Origin of the sequence: Marinobacter shunpengi, from assembly GCF_045449715.1 — a bacterium.
In the GTDB taxonomy this organism is placed as follows: Bacteria; Pseudomonadota; Gammaproteobacteria; order Pseudomonadales; family Oleiphilaceae; genus Marinobacter.
This window is the reverse complement of the sequence record NZ_JBJJLA010000009.1, coordinates 25,926-44,373: the sequence shown is the minus strand read 5'-3', so window position 1 is coordinate 44,373 and position 18,448 is coordinate 25,926. Positions and strand designations below refer to the sequence as shown.

Annotated in this window: 15 protein-coding genes; 12 read left to right on the top strand and 3 right to left on the bottom strand. The window is 64.2% G+C overall.

All coding sequences use genetic code 11. The annotated features are described in order from the left end of the window. Positions 1-10 precede the first annotated feature (10 nt). The 6 genes from lysA (at position 11) to ACJO3T_RS03215 (ending at position 8,645) form a co-directional block, all read left to right on the top strand. Entirely contained in the window at positions 11-1,261 is a 1,251-nt protein-coding gene (gene lysA / locus ACJO3T_RS03240; protein WP_406977750.1) for a diaminopimelate decarboxylase, read from the top strand. An 11-nt stretch (positions 1,262-1,272) separates the two neighbouring features. After that, entirely contained in the window at positions 1,273-2,202 is a 930-nt protein-coding gene (gene dapF, locus ACJO3T_RS03235) for a diaminopimelate epimerase (protein WP_406977749.1), read from the top strand. Between the two features lie 100 nt (positions 2,203-2,302). Beyond that, complete coding sequence (locus ACJO3T_RS03230; RefSeq protein WP_406966135.1) at positions 2,303-3,025, top strand: DUF484 family protein; 723 nt, start codon at positions 2,303-2,305, stop codon at positions 3,023-3,025. Positions 3,026-3,114: 89 nt separating this feature from the next. Then, positions 3,115-4,095 (top strand): tyrosine recombinase XerC, encoded by a 981-nt coding sequence (gene xerC / locus ACJO3T_RS03225; RefSeq protein WP_406966137.1) that lies wholly within the window; start codon positions 3,115-3,117, stop codon positions 4,093-4,095. 90 nt (positions 4,096-4,185) lie between these two features. After that, positions 4,186-5,853 (top strand): diguanylate cyclase, encoded by a 1,668-nt coding sequence (locus ACJO3T_RS03220; protein ID WP_406977748.1) that lies wholly within the window; start codon positions 4,186-4,188, stop codon positions 5,851-5,853. After that, the gene (locus ACJO3T_RS03215) at positions 5,853-8,645 is read left to right on the top strand and encodes an ATP-binding protein (protein ID WP_406977747.1); all 2,793 of its coding nucleotides are present in this window, start codon (positions 5,853-5,855) and stop codon (positions 8,643-8,645) included. Before ACJO3T_RS03220 ends, ACJO3T_RS03215 begins: the two co-directional genes overlap by 1 nt. Before the next feature lie 5 nt (positions 8,646-8,650). Here ACJO3T_RS03215 and ACJO3T_RS03210 read toward each other — a convergent pair whose 3' ends face one another. Next, a complete protein-coding gene (locus ACJO3T_RS03210) occupies positions 8,651-9,016 on the bottom strand; it encodes a hypothetical protein (protein WP_406966141.1) in 366 nt (121 codons plus the stop codon). Positions 9,017-9,523: 507 nt separating this feature from the next. Between ACJO3T_RS03210 and ACJO3T_RS03205 the strand changes: the two genes are divergently transcribed. Then, positions 9,524-10,141, top strand: coding sequence for a hypothetical protein (locus tag ACJO3T_RS03205; protein ID WP_406966142.1), 618 nt, complete (start codon positions 9,524-9,526; stop codon positions 10,139-10,141). 105 nt (positions 10,142-10,246) lie between these two features. After that, a complete protein-coding gene (locus ACJO3T_RS03200) occupies positions 10,247-12,487 on the top strand; it encodes a patatin-like phospholipase family protein (protein WP_406977746.1) in 2,241 nt (746 codons plus the stop codon). A 26-nt stretch (positions 12,488-12,513) separates the two neighbouring features. On the opposite strand, the gene cls is transcribed toward ACJO3T_RS03200, so the two are convergent. Beyond that, positions 12,514-13,947 carry a cardiolipin synthase gene (cls, locus tag ACJO3T_RS03195; protein WP_406966144.1) on the bottom strand — a complete coding sequence of 478 codons (1,434 nt, stop codon included), beginning with the start codon at positions 13,945-13,947 and terminating at the stop codon, positions 12,514-12,516. A 117-nt stretch (positions 13,948-14,064) separates the two neighbouring features. Between cls and ACJO3T_RS03190 the strand changes: the two genes are divergently transcribed. The 4 genes from ACJO3T_RS03190 to ACJO3T_RS03175 all read left to right on the top strand — a co-directional run bounded on the left by ACJO3T_RS03190 (position 14,065) and on the right by ACJO3T_RS03175 (position 17,594). Further along, positions 14,065-14,856 carry an alpha/beta fold hydrolase gene (locus ACJO3T_RS03190; RefSeq protein ID WP_406966145.1) on the top strand — a complete coding sequence of 264 codons (792 nt, stop codon included), beginning with the start codon at positions 14,065-14,067 and terminating at the stop codon, positions 14,854-14,856. 36 nt (positions 14,857-14,892) lie between these two features. Further along, positions 14,893-16,002, top strand: a complete 1,110-nt coding sequence (locus ACJO3T_RS03185) for an SMP-30/gluconolactonase/LRE family protein (RefSeq protein WP_406977745.1) — start codon at positions 14,893-14,895, stop codon at positions 16,000-16,002. 20 nt (positions 16,003-16,022) lie between these two features. Continuing rightward, a complete protein-coding gene (locus ACJO3T_RS03180) occupies positions 16,023-16,508 on the top strand; it encodes an acyl-CoA thioesterase (RefSeq protein ID WP_406966147.1) in 486 nt (161 codons plus the stop codon). A gap of 108 nt (positions 16,509-16,616) precedes the next feature. Next, positions 16,617-17,594, top strand: a complete 978-nt coding sequence (locus tag ACJO3T_RS03175; RefSeq protein WP_406977744.1) for an NADP-dependent oxidoreductase — start codon at positions 16,617-16,619, stop codon at positions 17,592-17,594. A gap of 17 nt (positions 17,595-17,611) precedes the next feature. Here ACJO3T_RS03175 and tcdA read toward each other — a convergent pair whose 3' ends face one another. Further along, positions 17,612-18,412: a tRNA cyclic N6-threonylcarbamoyladenosine(37) synthase TcdA gene (gene tcdA, locus ACJO3T_RS03170; RefSeq protein WP_406966149.1), complete on the bottom strand. Its 801-nt coding sequence runs from the start codon at positions 18,410-18,412 to the stop codon at positions 17,612-17,614. Positions 18,413-18,448: the final 36 nt, after the last annotated feature.

The following is an 18,448-nucleotide window of genomic DNA, read 5'->3' as shown; positions in this document are numbered from 1 at the left end:
GGATTTATTCATGGATCAGTTCAACTATCGCGACGGCCAGCTGTTTGCGGAACAGGTGGCCGTGGCCGACATTGCCCGGGAGCATGGTACCCCGGCCTACGTATACTCTCGGGCGGCGTTTGAGGACCACTACCGTGCCTATGACAGCGCGCTGGCGGGTCGGCCCCACCTGATCTGCTATGCGGTCAAGGCGAACAGCAACCTGGCGGTGCTCAATGTGCTGGCCCGTCTTGGCGCCGGTTTTGATATCGTCTCTGCCGGTGAGCTGGAGCGGGTGCTCCGTGCTGGCGGTGATCCGGGCCGGGTGGTGTTCTCCGGTGTGGGCAAGCAGCCCTGGGAAATGCGCCGGGCCCTGGAGGTAGGCGTACGCTGCTTCAATGTGGAATCCGACACCGAGCTGGACCGCCTCAACGAGGTGGCCGGCGAGCTGGGCGTGAAGGCGCCGGTGTCCCTGCGGGTGAACCCGGATGTGGACGCCGGTACCCACCCCTATATCTCCACCGGTCTGAAGGAAAACAAGTTCGGCATCGACATTGCTGATGCCCCGAGGGTCTATGCCCGTGCAGCGGCCTTGCCGCACCTGGACATCCAGGGCGTGGACTGTCACATCGGTTCCCAGCTCACCACGGTGTCGCCGTTCCTGGACGCCATGGACCGGGTGCTGGCCCTGGTGGACCGGCTGGCGGAGGACGGCATTGTCATCCGTCACCTGGATATGGGGGGTGGCCTGGGCGTGAGCTATGATCAGGAACAGCCACCGGCACCGGAGGACTACATCAGCGCCATGGTGGAGCGGCTGGGCAACCGCAACCTGGAGCTGGTGCTGGAGCCGGGTCGCTCCATCGCCGCCAACGCCGGCATCATGCTGACCCGGGTGGAGTTCCTCAAGTGCACTGACCAGCACAACTTCGCCATTGTCGACGCCGCCATGAACGACCTGATTCGTCCGGCACTGTACAGCGCCTGGCAGGCCATCGTGCCGGCCGCGCCCCGTTCCGACGTGGAGGCCAAGCCCTGGGATATCGTTGGCCCGGTGTGCGAGACCGGCGACTTCCTGGGCAAGGACCGGGCGCTGGCACTGGCGCCGGGCGATCTGCTGGCGGTCCGGTCCGCCGGTGCCTATGGTTTTGTCATGAGTTCCAACTACAACTCGCGCAACCGCCCGCCGGAACTGATGGTGGACGGAGACCGCGTGCATGTGATCCGTGAGCGGGAAACCCTGGACGACCAGCTCCGCCACGAACACTGCCTGCCGCAATGAGTGAGCACGGGATGAGTCGACCAGCACGCAGCCAGGGCCCGACGCTGTCATTCACCAAGATGCACGGCCTGGGCAACGATTTCATGGTGGTGGATGCCATCAGCCAGCCGTTCCGGTTGAGCCCGGAGATGATCCGCAAAATGGCGGACCGGAACTTTGGCATCGGTTTCGACCAGTTGCTGGTGGTGGAGCCGCCCGGGTTGCCGGACGTGGATTTTCGCTATCGGATCTTCAATGCCGATGGCACCGAGGTGGAACAGTGCGGCAACGGCGCCCGCTGCTTTGCCCGTTTTGTACGGGACCAGCGACTGACCAATCGCCGGGTGATCCGTGTGCAGACCGCCGCCGGGGTGATCGAACTGCGTGTGGGGCGGGACGGCTGGGTTACTGTCAATATGGGCGTGCCGGAGCTGAACCCGGCGGCCATCCCCTTTGCGGCGGAATCCCGCCAGTCAGTCTACCCCGTTGAGGTGAGCGGCCAGACCCTGGAGCTGTCCGCAGTATCCATGGGCAACCCCCACGGGGTCCTGCTGGTGGATGATGTGGACACGGCGCCGGTGGAGACCCTGGGCCCGGCCCTGGAACGGCACCCACGGTTTCCGGCCCGGGCCAATATCGGCTTCCTGCAGGTGTTGGACTCCGGCCGCGCCTGGCTGAGAGTGTACGAGCGGGGCGCGGGTGAGACCCTGGCCTGTGGCACCGGTGCCTGCGCCGCGGTGGTCGCCGGGCAATTGCGGGGGGTGCTGGGCAAGCGTGTCAGGATCACACTCCCGGGGGGCGACCTGGTGATCGAATGGCAGGGGGAAGGGGCCCCTGTTATGATGGAAGGACCAACCGCCCGTGTCTTTGACGGCCAGATCCGCCTGCCTGGCGAAAATCGCCGCCGGGGTCGCCGTCATTCCTCCGCACGCGAGCCGGAACGTCGGCCCGCGGACCGCTGAGCCGGGCGACCACAGGAACCGTGACACGACGCCGTGACACACATCGCCGTGACACACAACGGCCCGGCAGAAGGCCGTCGCAATAACAGGGGAACCTTCAGTGGATGCAACCTTGACCGCCGAGCAGGTGGCCGATTACCTGCGGAACAATCCGGATTTCTTTGTCGGCCGGGACGAGCTGCTGCGCGCCCTGACCCTGCCCCACGACAGCGGGCGGGCCATTTCCCTGGTGGAGCGACAGGTGCACCTGTACCGGGAGCAGAGGGATACCCTGCGCCACGAACTGGTGGAGCTGGTCTCCATCGCCCGCCAGAACGATCGCCTGTTTGAAAAGAGCAAACGTCTGCTGATGCAGGTGATTGAAGCCCGCAACCTCACCGAGATGGCCTCCGCCATCGACGACAGTATCCGCGGCGACTTCGGCCTGGACGCCGCCTCACTGATGCTGGTGGGAGGCTCCCTGCCGGCGGGCAGCACCACCGGCGCCCTGCACGTGGTTTCCGACGAGGATGCCAACCGCCAGCTCGGGGCCCTGCTCGACGGCGAACGCGCGGTCTGCGGCCAGTTCCGCGAGTCCGACCGGAATTTCCTGTTCCCCGGCCGCGACGAGCCGGTGGCCTCGGTGGCGCTGGTGCCCCTGCGTACGGATCGCCTGGTTGGAGTCTTTGCCGTGGGGAGCTGTCAGCCGGGTTACTTCGACCAGAGTATGGGGTCGCTGTTCCTGTCCTATATCAGCGACACCCTGAGCCGGCTGTTGCCGCCCCTGTTGCAGCGCCATCGCCAGGTGGAACCGGTACTGGATGCGGTGGCCGAATCCCGCTGACGCGACTGGCACCGGTGGCGGCACGACCAACCGGTTAGTGGCGTCGGGCGCCGGCCATGGTGTCGGCTGGACAGGATCGGGAGGATATCTTGAGCCGCAATAAGTCCGACAGACAGGCCCTGCCCGACAGCCTGACCGAGGGAGTGGCTGCGTTCCTCCACCACCTGTCCACCGAACGTCGCCAATCCCCCCACACCTGCCAGGGCTACCAGCGTGACCTGACACGGCTGATGCACTGGGCTTTTGAACAGTCACCTCCCATCGACCAGTGGCCCATGCTGACCGTGGCGGATGTACGGCGCTATGCCGCCACCCTCAACCGGGAAGGCCTCTCGGGCCGCAGCATTGCGCGGGCACTGTCCGCCATTCGCCGTTTCTACGATTACCTGATCCGGGAAAACCGCGCCAGAAGCAATCCGGCCCTGGATGTGAGGGCGCCAAAAAGCGGTCGCCGGTTACCGGTGGCGGCCGATGCCGATCAACTGGGGCACCTGCTGGACGCCACCCCAGACGATCCGCTGGAAGTCCGGGACCTGGCCATGTTCGAGCTGTTCTACTCTTCGGGCCTGCGGCTGTCGGAGCTGACCGGTCTTGATCTGCTACACCTGGATCTGCGGAGCAGCGAGGTGCGGGTACGGGGCAAGGGCAACCGGGAGCGGGTATTGCCGGTAGGCCGCAAGGCGGGTAAGGCCCTGAGGGAATGGCTGGCACTACGGCCGACGCTGGCTGGCGCAGGCGAGAACGCGCTGTTTGTCAGTCGGCGGGGCCAGCGGCTCAGCGCCCGTAGCGTGCAGCAACGGTTGGCGCGCTGGGGGCTCCACCGTGGCGCGGACCAGCACCTGCACCCACACCTGCTGCGACATTCCTTTGCCAGCCACCTTCTGGAGTCCAGTGGCGACCTGCGGGCGGTGCAGGAGCTGCTGGGGCACGCCGATATCGCCACTACCCAGGTCTATACCCATCTGGACTTCCAGCACCTTGCCCGGGTCTATGACCATACTCACCCCCGGGCAAGGCGCCGGAAGGCCCAGGTGCCGGAAAAGGGCTCCGGGCCCGGGGATTCGCTATAGTGATCATGGGGTTTATGACGTTTTCAGGTTCAAGCGGTCCGGTCGGGGCGTATTGATTGAGAGACGGAATTCAGCAGAACGGGATTGGATATGACATCAAGAACAGGTGGTCAGCCCATGTCCGCCACCGATGAAACCGAGCTACGCTATCTGATTGAACGCCTGCTGGCCCGTACCAGTCTGGCTTCGGAGGGCCAGGATGAGCGCCTGGATGCGCTGGTGTCGGAGCTGCGCCAGTACCTGCGGGGGCGGGACCGTGACCTGGACATCCTCCGGGACTTCCAGGAGCGCCTGGACGATGAGCTCGAGCGCCTGGATGACCAGGTGGCCGGGGATGCCCGCCAGGCAGGACGGATCCTGGGCGAGTTGCTGTCGGCGGTAGAGGGGAATGACCTGTTCCAGATGGTTGGTTCCGACCTGAAAAGGCTGCGCAAGAAACTGGGACCTCGTGGATTGTCCCGTCAGCAACTGATTCCCTGGCTGGAGGGTTTCTGCGCGGCAACCGAGAAGGCCCTGGCCCACCCGACGCCGGGCAATGGCCGGGAGCGGGGGTTGCTGGACCGGCTTTTCAAGCGTGGCGACGAGGCAGTGGTGGATACCGGGCCGGACCGTCACAAGCCGAAGGCGGAGGACGAAGGGCACGAACTGGACACCGGGGCAGACGATCCCCTCACCACCGTGCTGGGAGACGGGGAGCAGCGCCTGCGTATTGCCCGTCGGGTGGGTGAACTGATGGAGCGGATCATGCAGCAGGTGGATCTGCCACCGGACACCCATAAGCGGGCTGTCCTCCTGAGATCACGCCTGTCCGACCTCCATGATTGGGACATGCTGCGCCAGAGCCTGGATGAAACCGCGGACCTGGTGATTGCCGTGGTCACCCACAGCCAGCGGGAGTTCCAGAGTTTCCTGCAGCGTCTCGATGAGCGGCTGTCCTCACTTCATGGCCATCTCAGTGACCATGCGGACGTTATTGAAGGACGGCGGACATCCGCCGCCGAGCTGGAGAGGGCTCTCCGGGCGGAACTGTCGGAACTGGGGGGCAGCCTGGAAACCAGCTCCGACCTGTCGGAATTGCGAACATCCGTGTCAGGTCACATCGAGCGGATCGCCCGGACCGTGGAGGCGTTCCGGACCCAGGAGGATCGGCGGGAGCAGCAGGTGTCGGAGCAGATGATGCTCATGCGGGAGAAGGTCGTGGCTATGGAAACCCATTGCGACCAGGTTCGTGAGCAGCTCGAGCGGGAACGGGCCCGGGCACTTACCGATATCCTGACCCAGCTACCCAACCGTGAGGCCTGGGACGAGCGGCTCCGGTTCGAACACCAGCGCTGGCAGCGGTATGGCCGCCCGGTTACCCTGGCCATGATTGATATCGACTACTTCAAGCGAGTAAACGACTCGTTTGGCCACAAGGCGGGGGACCGGGTGCTCCAGCTTGTGGCCAAGGCGATCCAGGAACGTCTGCGCTCTACGGACTTTCTGGCACGCTACGGTGGTGAGGAGTTCGTCGCCATACTGCCAGAAACCTCACCCGAACAGGCTGCCGGCATGCTGAATGAAATCCGCCGCCATGTGGCGGACATGCCATTCCACTTCCAGGGTCAGCCGGTCAGGGTAACCGTGTCCTCGGGCTTCTCCGGGTTTCGAGAGAACGTCGAACCCGATCTCATCTTCGACGAGGCGGACAAGGCCCTCTACCAGGCCAAGACCCATGGCCGTAATCGTGTGGAGTATGCCGGGGAGCTGGAACTGTAGTGAGACTGGCCCTTTTCCTGACCCTGGTACTGACTTTCCCGGCCATCCCCCATGTGGTGGCGGAGCCCGATACACCCTTGCCCTGGCCGGTGCTGGGCGCCGATGAGCTGGCCCTGGTGGAAAGCATTGATGAGATTGAAGTGGGGGTACGGGCCGGACAGACCCCGCTGGCCTTCGTGACGGCGGAAGGCTGGCTGGCCGGCACCTATGTGGACTATCTGACCCTGATGGCCGCCAAGCTCCGCATTGACCTTGACGTGACCTCCCTGGGTACGGAGCGGGTGGTGACGGAGGAACAGGGCGCTGACCAGCCGGACCTGCGGGTCAGTACGCGGCGGCCCGAGGAGTCTCAGGAGGATGGCTGGCTGCGGACGCAGCCATTCATGCAGCTTACCTATGGCATCTTTGCCGACCCCGGGGATGCCGGTATCCGCCGCCTGGCGGACCTCGAACGCCGGCGGGTGGCCCTGGTGGGCAAGGACAGCAACCAGTACGCACTGCTGGACTCGGTGGACAACTTCACCCCGGTGCCTGTAGCCACCATCAGCGAGGCGGTCAGCATGGTGCTGTCGGGCCAGGCTGACGCCTTTGTGGGGCCGGTGCCGGTGGTGTCGGATTACCTGCAGTCGGCACTGATCAACGGCGTTGGCCTGATTGTCCTGCTGGACGAACATCCGGTGGATGTGGTGCTGGAAGTCAGGGAGGAACGGGCCGAACTGATTCCTGTCCTGAACAGCACCATTGAGGCCATCAGCCATAATGAGCACCGGGGGATCCGCTCCGCCTGGTTGCCCGATCCGGTGGTGGAGCGGGATACCTCGGAGGGTCTGGCGCTAAGCTCCATCGAAAGGGAGTGGCTGCGTCAGCACGGCCCCTTGCGGGTGGCCTATCGGGAGAACTGGCCTCCGTTCGAGTTTACCGAGAACAACAGCCCCCGGGGGCTGGTTCCGGACCTGGTGCAGAGGCTGGGGGCCAGCCTGGGGACGGATGTTCAGCCTCGTTCCGTCTCCGACTGGGCCACGGCTGAGAAGATGCTGCGCAATGGCGACATCGACATTCTCCCGGCGTTGCCCCGCACACCCCGACGGGAAGAGGATTTCCTGTTCACCAGGGCCTACCTCACCCTGCCCATCGTAGTGGTCATCCGTGAGGATGGCCGGTTTATCGGTGACCTGCGGGAACTCCGCCAGGAACGGGTGGGGGTGGTCAGCCAGCACGCCGCCCACGACTACCTGCTGATCAACCATCCAGACCTCAACATCTTCCCGGTCAATACCGTCCAGGACGGTCTGCTGGCCCTGTCCAACGGTGACCTGGATGTGATGGTCACGCATATTCCCGGGGTCAGCTACACCGTGGCCAAGCTGGGGCTGTCGAACCTGCGAATCACCAGCATCACTCCCTATGAGTACGAGTTCCGGATGGCGGTGAACCGCAAGCGGGGCGACCTGGTGCGCATCCTCAACAAGGGGCTGGGCAACATCGATACCGCCGAGAAGGACGCCATCTACAACCGCTGGGTGTATCTGGATATCGAGCAGGACCGGGACTATACCGCCATCAAGCGGGTGGTGCTGATCGCGGTGGTCGTGGTGCTGATCTTCCTTTACTGGAACCGCAAGCTATCCCGGGAGGTGGATGAGCGCATCCGCTCCGAACACGCCCTGCGGCGCAGCGAGGACGAACTGCGGGCCGCCAAGCTCGAGGCCGAGCGGCTGGCCCGGGAGGCGGATAGCGCCAACCGGGCCAAGAGCGAGTTCCTGGCCAACATGTCCCACGAAATACGGACCCCCATGAACGCGGTGATCGGCTACAGCGACCTGCTCAGCAAGACGGTGACCGATCCCCGCCAGAACCACTACCTGGATGCGATCCGTGCCAGCAGTCGCAGCCTGCTGATGCTGATCAACGACATCCTCGACCTGTCCCGCATTGAGGCGGGCAAGATGCGCCTGGAGTTCGGTCCCGTGAGCCTGCGCCGGATGTTGCAGGACGTGCGGCACATCTTCGATCTGCGGGCCCGGGAGCACAATGTCAGCCTGGAGGTCAGCGTGGCGCCGGATATGCCGACGGGCATGGTGCTGGACGAGACCCGACTGCGGCAGGTGCTGTTCAACCTCGTGGGCAATGCCATCAAGTTCACCCATGAAGGCGGGGTGACCCTGCGGGCGACCGTGTCCGCCATGGAGCAGCGGGATGACCAGGAGTTCTGTCGCCTGACCATTGCGGTCACCGACACTGGTATCGGTATCGCGGACGACCAGCGGGAGCGCATCTTCGATGCCTTCGAACAGCAGGAGGGCCAGAGCAGCCGGAAGTACGGTGGCACCGGCCTGGGCCTGGCCATCAGCCGTAAGCTGGCGCGCATGATGGGGGGTGAGCTCAGCGTCGAGAGTACCCAGGGACAGGGTTCCACCTTCACCCTGGTGCTGCCTGAGGTACAGGTGGTCCCCATGGCGGAGGAGCCTGAAGACCAGCCCCAGGCCCGCCAGGCGCCCATGACAGAAACCCTCGACATGCAGGAGCGGAGCTGGCTCAAGGAACAGTTGCGGGACGATTTCGGTGACGAGTGGCGTACCGTCCGGGAAAGTGGTGATCCGGAGCAGATGCGTTATTTCGCGGCGCGGGTACTGAGCTGGGGCCAGCGCTATCGGTCACGGGCAGTGACCCGTTATGCGGAAAAGCTGATGGCGGATGTGGACGCCTTCAACCTGGATGCCATCAACAGCGAGCTGGAAGCCTTCCCCTCACTGCTGGGCAATGCGCCGCAGTCCGACGGGGGCGATGCCTGACGGCGTCAGGGCAGGCAGTCGTACTGATAGTCGCGGTCGAACGCCACGCTCACCATGTCGTACCCCTGGTGGGTGAGGTCCTGGATCAGGTCCAGGTTGCCCAGCAGGGTGGTGCAGATTTCGTGGACCCGGGCTACCTGGGTCTCGCGGTTGGCATCCTGGCGGCTGCGGAAATCCACGATCAGGTACTTGCGATCGACGTTGGAGGCCTCCGGAATATCGGCCCGCTCGACACTGTCAAAACCAATGTAGGTGAGTTCATCCTGCGGAAACAGCCGGTTCATCAGCATGTCGATATTCTCTGCCGTGGCCGCCAGTGGCGTCAGGCCGATCAGCAGGCCTGCGGCATAGCTTAGTGAATGGTGAGCCATTCCGGATCTCCTGCAGGGAGTCTTCCCTGTTACATTCTGTTACGAAAATTATCGCAGAAAAAGTATGGAAGCATCGGCAAAACAGGCCGCATTTTTCAACTTTTCACAAATGCGCCGTCCAGTGTTCCGGTTGGATCATGCGATACGTGCCAATTCCGGGCCCGGGGCGCCAGGGAGCCTCTGAATAACTCCTTGCTTGCTCAGGCTTTCAGGCTGGCCCACAATCTAGGCGTGATTTCGAAGGTGTGTGTCCACCCATCGAGAAATTGCAACGACGAGTGTGGGCCAGCCTGAAAGCCCCGGAGGGCGCGACCTGAAAGGCCCATCTGCTGCGCTTTGCCGCTAGGAAAGGGAACCACCCTGACCGTCGCGACAAAACACAACAGCTGAACCTTTCAGGTCACGCTGAGCAGGCAAGGAGTTATTCAGAGGCTCCCTAAACTACATCAAGAAACCGCATCCGTCATGGTGTACGGGCGGACAAAGGGCAACCGTAAGGATCAGGACATGTTTCAGTTGATTTTCCGGGGCGAGTGCCAGCCCGGCACCGACGTCGAAACCGCCCGCAACAATGCGCGTGCACTGTTCAAGGCGTCCGTTGAGCAGGTGGACCGCATGTTCAGCGGACGCCCGGTGGTGATCCGCAACCGGCTGGAAGAGGATCAGGCCGAGAAATACCGCACCGTGCTGGCCCGACACGGTATGGTTGCCTATGTGGAGCCCATGGCGGACAGCAAACCGGTCAGTCCACCGCCGTCACCATCGCCTGCCCCAGAGAGGGTGAGCGCGGGCGAGCCTTCGGCAAAGCCCGCTGAAACCGCCTCCGGTGAACCCGCCGCGTCTGGCCCGGGGCCACAGGTGGAACCCGGTGATCGTCTGCCGGTGGCGGGCGACCGGGTGGATACCCTCCTGTCAGGCTCCAGCCTTGGCCTGGAGCCCGCCGGCACCCGTCTCAGCGAGGAGCGGCACGACCCGGAACCGATGTTCGAGCACCTGGATGAGTGGAGTATTGCCCCGGCCGGGACGGACCTGGGCGTCAAGCGGGAAATCCCGCCACCGGTGGTACCGGATGTCAGCCATCTGTCGCTGGCCGAGGATCCGGACGACAGGGACTCCGCCGACTAGGAGTCTGCGCGGTAGAAATCTCGCCAGGCGATCGCAGCGGTAAGATTGCTACCGCGCAGACCCCCAGGTTGTCCCGGAACAGGACCATTATCAGGGAGTGACATTGTGCCCCACCTCGTCCGTCTGTTGTTCGCCGGCCTTGCCATGCTGGCCATCTCCGCTGTTGTCCCCGTGGTCGCCCAGGAGGCTGCCTTGCCCACCACGCCGCAGGATAAGGACAGGCCGTTGGTGGGGCTGGTGCTCAGTGGTGGCGGGGCCAAGGGCCTTGCCCATGTCGGGGTATTGCGGGTGCTGGAGGAAATCCGGGTGCCAGTGGATATGGTGGTGGGCACCAGCGCCGGGGCGGCCGTGGGTGCCCTCTATGCCCAGGGCATGACGGTGACGGAAATCGAGGATCGGTTGCTGGAGATGGACTGGGTGTCCAGCTTCCGGGATAACCCGGGGCGCCGGTACGAACCGGTGCGTCGCAAGGAGGACAACTGGCGCTTTCCCATCCGTCCCGGGCTGGGAGTGGGGCTGGACGGGTTCCGGGTGGGGCGAGGCCTGATTTCCGGTCAGAATCTGGGTTTCATCCTCAATGAACTGACCGAGGATGCCGCACTGGTGCGGAGCTTCGACCAGCTTCCCATTCCGTTTCGTGCTGTCGCCACCGATCTGGAGACCGGTGAGGAGGTGGTGCTGTCCGACGGCAGCCTGGCCGAGGCCATTCGCGCCAGCATGAGCATTCCCGGCGTCTATGCCCCGGTCCGCCATGATGGCCGCCTGCTGGTTGACGGTGGTGTAGCCAACAACCTGCCCGTCAGCGTGGCCCGGGAAATGGGGGCTGAGGTGGTGATCGTGGTGGACATCTCGGACAAACCGGGGGAGGGGCAGTCCCTGAACCAGGCCTTTTCCGTGGTCAGGCAATTGACCACCCTCATGACCCGCCGCAGCGTGGAAGAGCAACTGGCCTCCCTGACCCCGGATGATGTGCTGATCAGCCCTGACCTGACCGGTCTGGGGTCGGCGGATTTCTTCCAGGTGCCCCTGTTGATGGAACTGGGGGCAACTGCCGCCCGTGACCAGTCTTCAGCCCTCAACAGATTGTCGGTAGGCGAGGAACGCTGGCGTAATGAGGCCGCCCTGCGCACCGAGCGCAGTTTCCAGCCGGGGGTGATCAGCCAGGTGGTGATCCGTCAGGACAGCAGACTGTCCGACCGTTTCCTGCGCGACCGGATTCGTCAGAAAACCGGAGAGCCCCTGGACCAGCAGAAGCTTGAGGAAGATCTGAAGTGGATCTATGGCCTGGGCTATTACGAAACCGTCAGTTACAGCCTCAGCCCGGGGGATGAGGGCACCGTGCTGGAAATCCTGGTGCGGGAGAAGAGCTGGGGGCCGAACTACCTGAGTTTCGGTCTGGGCTATGAGGAAAATTTCGAGAGTGATACCCGGTTCAATGTGGCGGCCTCCCTGCGCATGACCGAGCTTAACCGCCTTGGCGGGGAATGGCAGACCGGCCTGCAACTGGGTACCCAGCCCTGGGTGAGGACGGAATGGTTCCAGCCGCTGGACTACGGCTATCACCGGTTCCTGGTGGCGGGCGCCGAGTATGAGAAGGATCGATACAGTGTGTTCGACCAGGACGGTGACCGGAAGGCGGAGGTGGATGTGTCCAGCCGGCAGGTGGATCTGGCTCTGGGGGCCGATCTGGGTAGCAACGCGGAAATACGCTTCACCGTGGAGCGGGGCTATGCCCGGGTGGATGATCGTGTCGGCGACAGCCAGGCCACCGGCGACCGTATTGACCAGGGGAGCTGGAACCTGCGTTACGTGTACGACTCCCTGGACGACCCCTTCCTGCCGGAAAGTGGCTCCTTCGCTGGACTCCGGGGTCGTTTCGAGCGTCCGGGCCTGGGGGCGGACCGTGATTTTGATCAGGCGGTACTGAGACTGGCCAGTGCCGGTAGCCGTGGTGACTGGGTCGTGTCGGGGGAGTTCTTTGCCAGTGTTGTGACCCGGGGTGAGGCAGGTATCGAGAACAGTGTGGTGCTGGGCGGCTTCCGTCGCCTGTCGGCCTATGGCCAGGGTGAGGTGACTGGCCAGGATGCGGTCATTGGCTCGGCGGTGGCGTACCACAAGTTCGGCGGTCCCATCGTGCCCTTCTTCCTCGGGGCGGGTGTCGAGGCTGGCAACGCCTGGGAGGATATTGGTGACGCCGAGCGGGACGACCTGCTTACCTCCGGCACCATACTGGCCGGCATGGACACGGTGATCGGTCCGATCCAGGCGGCCCTGGCTTACAACAACGATGACCGCTGGGGCATCTACCTGAACGTGGGGTATTCGCTGCAGCAGTTGTTTGACTGATCACGGTCCGTCGGGCCCCGGCCCCGCTACAGCAGGGGCGCCATCAGCCGCACTGACCGGCAGGCCAGCCGGAACAGCAGGGAGCGGTCCTCATAGTCGGCCCGTTGCAGCACCCGGCTGTTTGCCAGGTCCGCCTCCAGCATGGCTTCCACCTCGGCCACGAAATCGGGTGCGGTGGACAGGGCCGTGATCTCGAAGTTCAGTCGCATGGACCGGTTGTCCAGGTTCGCCGTTCCCACTGCCGCGTAGCGATTGTCCACCAGCACCACCTTCTGGTGCATGAAGCCTGGCAGGTACTGGCAGATGCGGATGCCGCACTCGTTGGCGCTTACCAGGTAGGAGTAGGCGGCCAGGCCGATCAGGATGTGATCGGACTTCTCGGGGATCAGGATGCGCACGTCCACGCCGCGCATGGCCGCCAGTTGCAGGGCATTCATCACCTGGAAATCCGGCACGAAGTAGGGCGAGGCAATCCAGATCCGTTCCCGGGCGTTGTTGATGCAGTTGAGGAAGAACAGGGTGCAGGTTTCCCACAGGTCTGCCGGACTGCTGGGCAGCACCAGCACCTGCTGATCGCTATCGCTGGCCCGGTGAGGCTGCCAGCTCAGCGTCGGGTTCTCCTCGGCGGCCCAGTTCCAGTCCTCCAGCCAGGCCAATTGCAGGCCCAGCACCGCCGGGCCCATGATGCGGCAGTGGGTATCCCGCCAGGTTTCCTGGTGATGGTCCTTGCCCAGGTACTCGTCACCCAGGTTGATGCCGCCCACGAAACCCACCCGACCGTCGCAAACCAGGATTTTGCGGTGGTTGCGGAAATTGATCTGCAACCGACGCCGGCGCACATTGCCGTTGCCGAAGGAGATCACGTGGGCCCCGGCGCTCTTCAGGGCGTTGAGGTAGCGGCCGGGCAGGGACAGGCTGCCGATGTCGTCGTAAAGGAAGTAGACCCGGACGCCCTGGGCCAGCTTGCGCCGGAGGATGCTGAGGATGCGTTCCCCCACGCGGTCGGAACGGACAATGTAGAACTCCAGCAGGATGTATTCCGTAGCGTTCTCCATGGCATCAAACAGTGCCTCGAAGGTGGCGGAGCCATTGCGCAGCAGGGTGCAGTAATTGCCACCGGTAAACGGTTGTCTGCCAAGCTTGCACAACACGCCCAGTTCATCCGCGTTGCCGGGATAGTCCACCGGGTAGGGCACCCCCTCGGCCTGCTGCTCGTAGCGGGTGAGCAGGGGCTCCAGGGTACGGTCGTTCAGCCGTCTGGCCCGCACGTAGCCCGAGAAACGGTTGCGGCCGAACAGCAGGTACAGGGGAACGGCAATCCAGGGCATGCCGATCAGGCTGATGATCCACGCGATGGCGCCCTGGGCGGTCCGGTAGCTGAGAAGCGTGCGGTAGACACAGATCAGGGCCACGCCGTAGAGCGCTGTAACCACAATGGCCAGCAGTGAAAAATCCAGCATGTACTGTACTCTTGCAAACAGACCCTGCAACAATAGCAAATTGTGAGACTGAGCAAACTGTGAGCCTGCCCGGCAGAAAGTCACGCAGGCGTCTTCCAGAAGCAGAAAGAGGTATCAATGAGCGTCAGGCTACACCATCGGATCACCGGCGAAGGCGAGCCACTGGTATTGCTCCACGGGCTGTTCGGTTCCCTGGAGAACCTGGGGGGCGTCAACCAGAGACTCCAGGACGGATGGCAGGTGCACGGGCTGGACTTGCGTAACCATGGCCGTTCAGCCCATACCGACACCATGGATTACCCGGCCATGGCGGAGGACGTAGTGGCCTATCTGGATGAGCAGGGTATCGACAGGGCCTGCCTGCTGGGGCACTCCATGGGCGGCAAGACCGCCATGCAGGTGGCCCTGACGTACCCGGAGCGGGTGAAGCGCCTGATTGTAGCCGACATTGCCCCGGTCACTTACCATCCCCGTCACGATGCCATCCTGGAGGGCATGAAGAATCTTGACCTGTCCTCGGTCAAGTCCCGGAGCGACGCCGACCAGGCATTGCAGGAGTACGTGGAGGTTCCGGAAGTCCGCATGTTCCTGCTGAAGAATCTGGTGCGGGTCTCTGCGGAAGAGAAAGCCGATAACCCGGACACGTTCCGCTGGCGCCTGAATCTGCCGGTCATCGACGCCTGCTACCAGAACCTGGCGGATGCCCCGGAGGGGGAAGGCCCGTTCGAGGGACCGGTGCTGTTTATCAAGGGGGCGGAGTCGGCCTATATCCAGCGCAAGCACCGGGAGCGCATCGATACCCTGTTTCCGACCGCCCGCGTTGAGGAGATCGAGGGCACCGGTCACTGGCTGCATGCGGAGAAGCCGGATGAGTTCGCCCGCCGGTGCCGGGATTTCCTGACAGCCTGACTGCATCGCCATGTTCACCGGTACAGGAACCGTTCCATGAAATGGCTGCTGATACTGTTGCTGATCACTTTTGTCGTCCTTGGCGGTTTCCTGCTGAGTCCGTCACCCATTGAGAGCCAGGGCTGGCAGCCGCCTTCGGCCCCGGCCATGACGGGGGCGCTGTCCCCCAATGAGCGTCTGAAGCTGTCGGATATCCTGGCCAGGGGACACCTGGAAAATCCCGAGGATACCGCCATGGACGAGCAGGGCCGGCTCTACACCGGAACCAGTGATGGCTGGATCATGCGGATGGCGGATGGCGGCAGCGGCGAGCCGGAACGCTGGGTGGACACCGGTGGCCGTCCGCTGGGGCTGGTCTTCGACAAGCAGGGCAACCTGATCGTGGCGGACGCCAGGCGGGGGCTGCTGGAGGTGTCTCCCGCCGGCGAGGTGCGGGTGTTGACCCGGGAGGCGGAGGGCCTGCCGTTCCGCCTGACCGACGGTGTGGACGTGGCGGCAGACGGGGTGATCTACTTCACCGATGCCAGCTCAAGGCACTCCCTGGCCAACCACCAGCTTGACCTGCTGGCCATGCGGCCCAATGGCCGTTTGCTCTCCTACCATCCGCGGACCGGGCAGACCCGGGTATTGTTGCGCAACCTCTATTTTGCCAATGGAGTGGTCGTCTCCCCCGACAACGATTACCTGCTGGTGGCGGAAACGCCCCGCTACCGATTACTGCGTTATTGGCTGACCGGGCCGGAGCAGGGCCAAGCGGAGGTCTTTGCCGACAACCTGCCGGGGTTTCCCGATAACCTGGATGTGGATGGCCGGGGCCGCTACTGGGTGGCCCTGCCCGCACGCCGGCGGGCGACGCTGGATCTCCTGCATCACCAGCCCTGGCTGAAGGATGTGGTGGCCCGCCTTCCCGAATCCCTGCGCCCGGGCCCCGGCCGGTACGGCCTGGTGCTGGCCCTGGATGGAAACGGCGAGGTGATCACCAGCCTGCAGGATACCCGCGGGGATTACCTCTGGGGTCTTACTTCCGCCCGGGTGCATGACCATGAGCTGTTCTTCGGCAGCCTGTACAGCAACCGTCTCGGTCGGTTGCCCCTGTCCGCCGTGCCGGGCCTGGAAGAAGCCGAACCGTCCGCAGCCAACGACTGAACTGAAGGAGCAACCGATCCATGAAAGACGACAAGGGGGCCGACCTGGCCTGGGACCTGCCCAACCCCTTCACCCTGGACATCCATGTCAGCGATGATGATACCGACCGCCTTGGCCACGCCAACAACGTGGTGTATGTGCGCTGGCTGGAGGACATCAGCTGGGCGCACATCGACAGCGAGGGCATGACCTGGGCCCTGCATGAGCAGACTGGCAAGGCCATGGCCATCACCCGTACCGAGATCGACTACCTGGCGTCCGCCAATGCCGGTGACCATCTGGTGCTGGGCACCTGGTTCACGGATTTCGATGGCCGCATCCGCTCGGCCCGGCAGTTCCAGCTGATCCGCCCGGCGGACGGCAAGACCCTGGTGCGGGCGGTGTCCACCCATGCCTGTGTGAACATGGCATCGCAGCGGCCGTCGCGGGTGCCGCCGGAATACGCCGAGATATTCCAGCGTATCCGGGTGGACGGGGGTTATACCTTTGCAGGGGACGCTGGTTGAATGGGTTTCTGCTAACCTGAAATGTCAGGGCCGTCCGCAAAGGGAGGCTCGAGCCCCGGTCCTGGCCGGGCAGTTATTTTGCTCCGGGTTACCGGTTGGGAGGCAGTCATGGATCCACGAGCAGTCACGACCATGAAACACCTGGTTTACCACCAGTTTGGTGAACCCGATGTGCTGACGGTGGAGGACGCCCCGGTGCCGGAACCCGGGCCGGAGGACGTACTGGTGCGGGTGGTGGCCGCCGGCCTCAACCCCATCGACTGGAAGACCCGTCGGGGCCTGGGTTTCGCCGCCCGCCAGATCGAAAACCGGTTGCCCTGGACGCCGGGTTACGACATGGCCGGTGAGGTGATCGCGGTGGGGGAGAAAGTGGCCACCCTGGTGCCCGGCGACCGGGTCATGGGGATGGTCGGATTCCCCACCAGCGGCGGAGCCTGCGCCCAGTTCCTGGTGGTTCCGTCGGCGGACCTGGCCATTGTGCCGGAGGAACTGGAGCTGCTTCCGGCCGCCGGGCTCCCCCTGGCGGGCCTGACGGCCTGGCAGGCGCTGTTCGATGTGGGCGAGCTGGAACCCGGCCAGAAGGTGCTGATACACGCCGGCGCCGGCGGGGTCGGCCACCTGGCGGTCCAGTTTGCCCTGGAACGTGGTGCCCATGTTATTGCCACGGCGTCCGCGGACAACCGGGACTTTCTGGCCGGTCTGGGCGTGCACGAGGTGATCGACTACCACCAGGAGGATTTCGCGGATGAGTGCTACGGCCTGGACCTGGTGCTGGACCTGGTGGGCGGCGACACCGGCAAGCGTTCCCTGCATACCCTCAGCGAGCACGGCGTGCTGGTCACCATCCCCACGGTAACCGCGGACGAGATCGTCAGTGAGGCGGAGCGGATGGGCCTGAAGGCCCACGGCATGACCGTACGGCCCGATGTGTTCCAGCTTGAGGAAATCCTGGAGCTGATCGAGGACGGTGACGTCAGAGTCCATGTGGACGGTGTGTTCCCGCTGTCGGATGCAGCGGCGGCCCACCGGCTGCTGGAAGGCGGCCACGTTCGCGGCAAGCTGGTGCTGGACCTTCGGGAAGACTGAGTCGCCGCTGTCCCGGATCAGCCGTTGGCGGCGCTGGCCTTGCGGGCAATGCGGTTGATCAGGCGCGACGCGGCAATGAACCCGAAGCTGGCGGTCACCGGCGACGAGGCTCCGAACCCTGTGGCGCAGTCCAGCCGCACCGGTCCGCCGGTATCCGGCTTCTGGTGGCAGACACCGCCATCCGCCGTGGGGTAGATCAACTGCTCCGTGGAATAGACCGCCTCCACCCCGAACCGCCGTTTGGGGTTACGGGAGAAACCATACTCCCGCCGTAACAGGTTGCGGATCTTGGCCAGTAGCGGGTCCTGGGTGGTACGGCTGAGGTCGGCCACCTGAATCTGCGTCGGGTCAATCTGGCCACCGGCCCCGCCAGCCACCACCAGGGGAATCTTCCGGCGCTGGCAGTGGGCAATCAGCGCCGCCTTCGACTTGACGCTGTCGATGGCATCCACCACCCCGTCCATGTCAGGGGTGATCAGTTCGTCAACGTTGCCGGTGGTGACAAACCCGAAGTGAACGCGGATATCCGCCTGGGGGTTGATGGCCCGCAGGCGATCGGCCATGGCGTCGGTCTTGGTGCGACCATACTGGCCTTCCAGGGCATGGAGCTGGCGGTTGGTGTTGGACACGCAGACATCGTCCATATCGATCAGCGTGATGGTGCCGATGCCACTGCGGGCCAGGGCCTCGGCGGCCCAGGAACCAACGCCACCAAGCCCGGCCACGGCGATATGGGCCCGCCGCAGGGCCTCGCTAGCCCGTTGGCCGTAGAGGCGCTGGATGCCGCCGAAACGGAAGCTGTAGTCGTCACTGCTCATGGAAAAATGCCGGCTCAACCGTTGCTTAAAAACGCG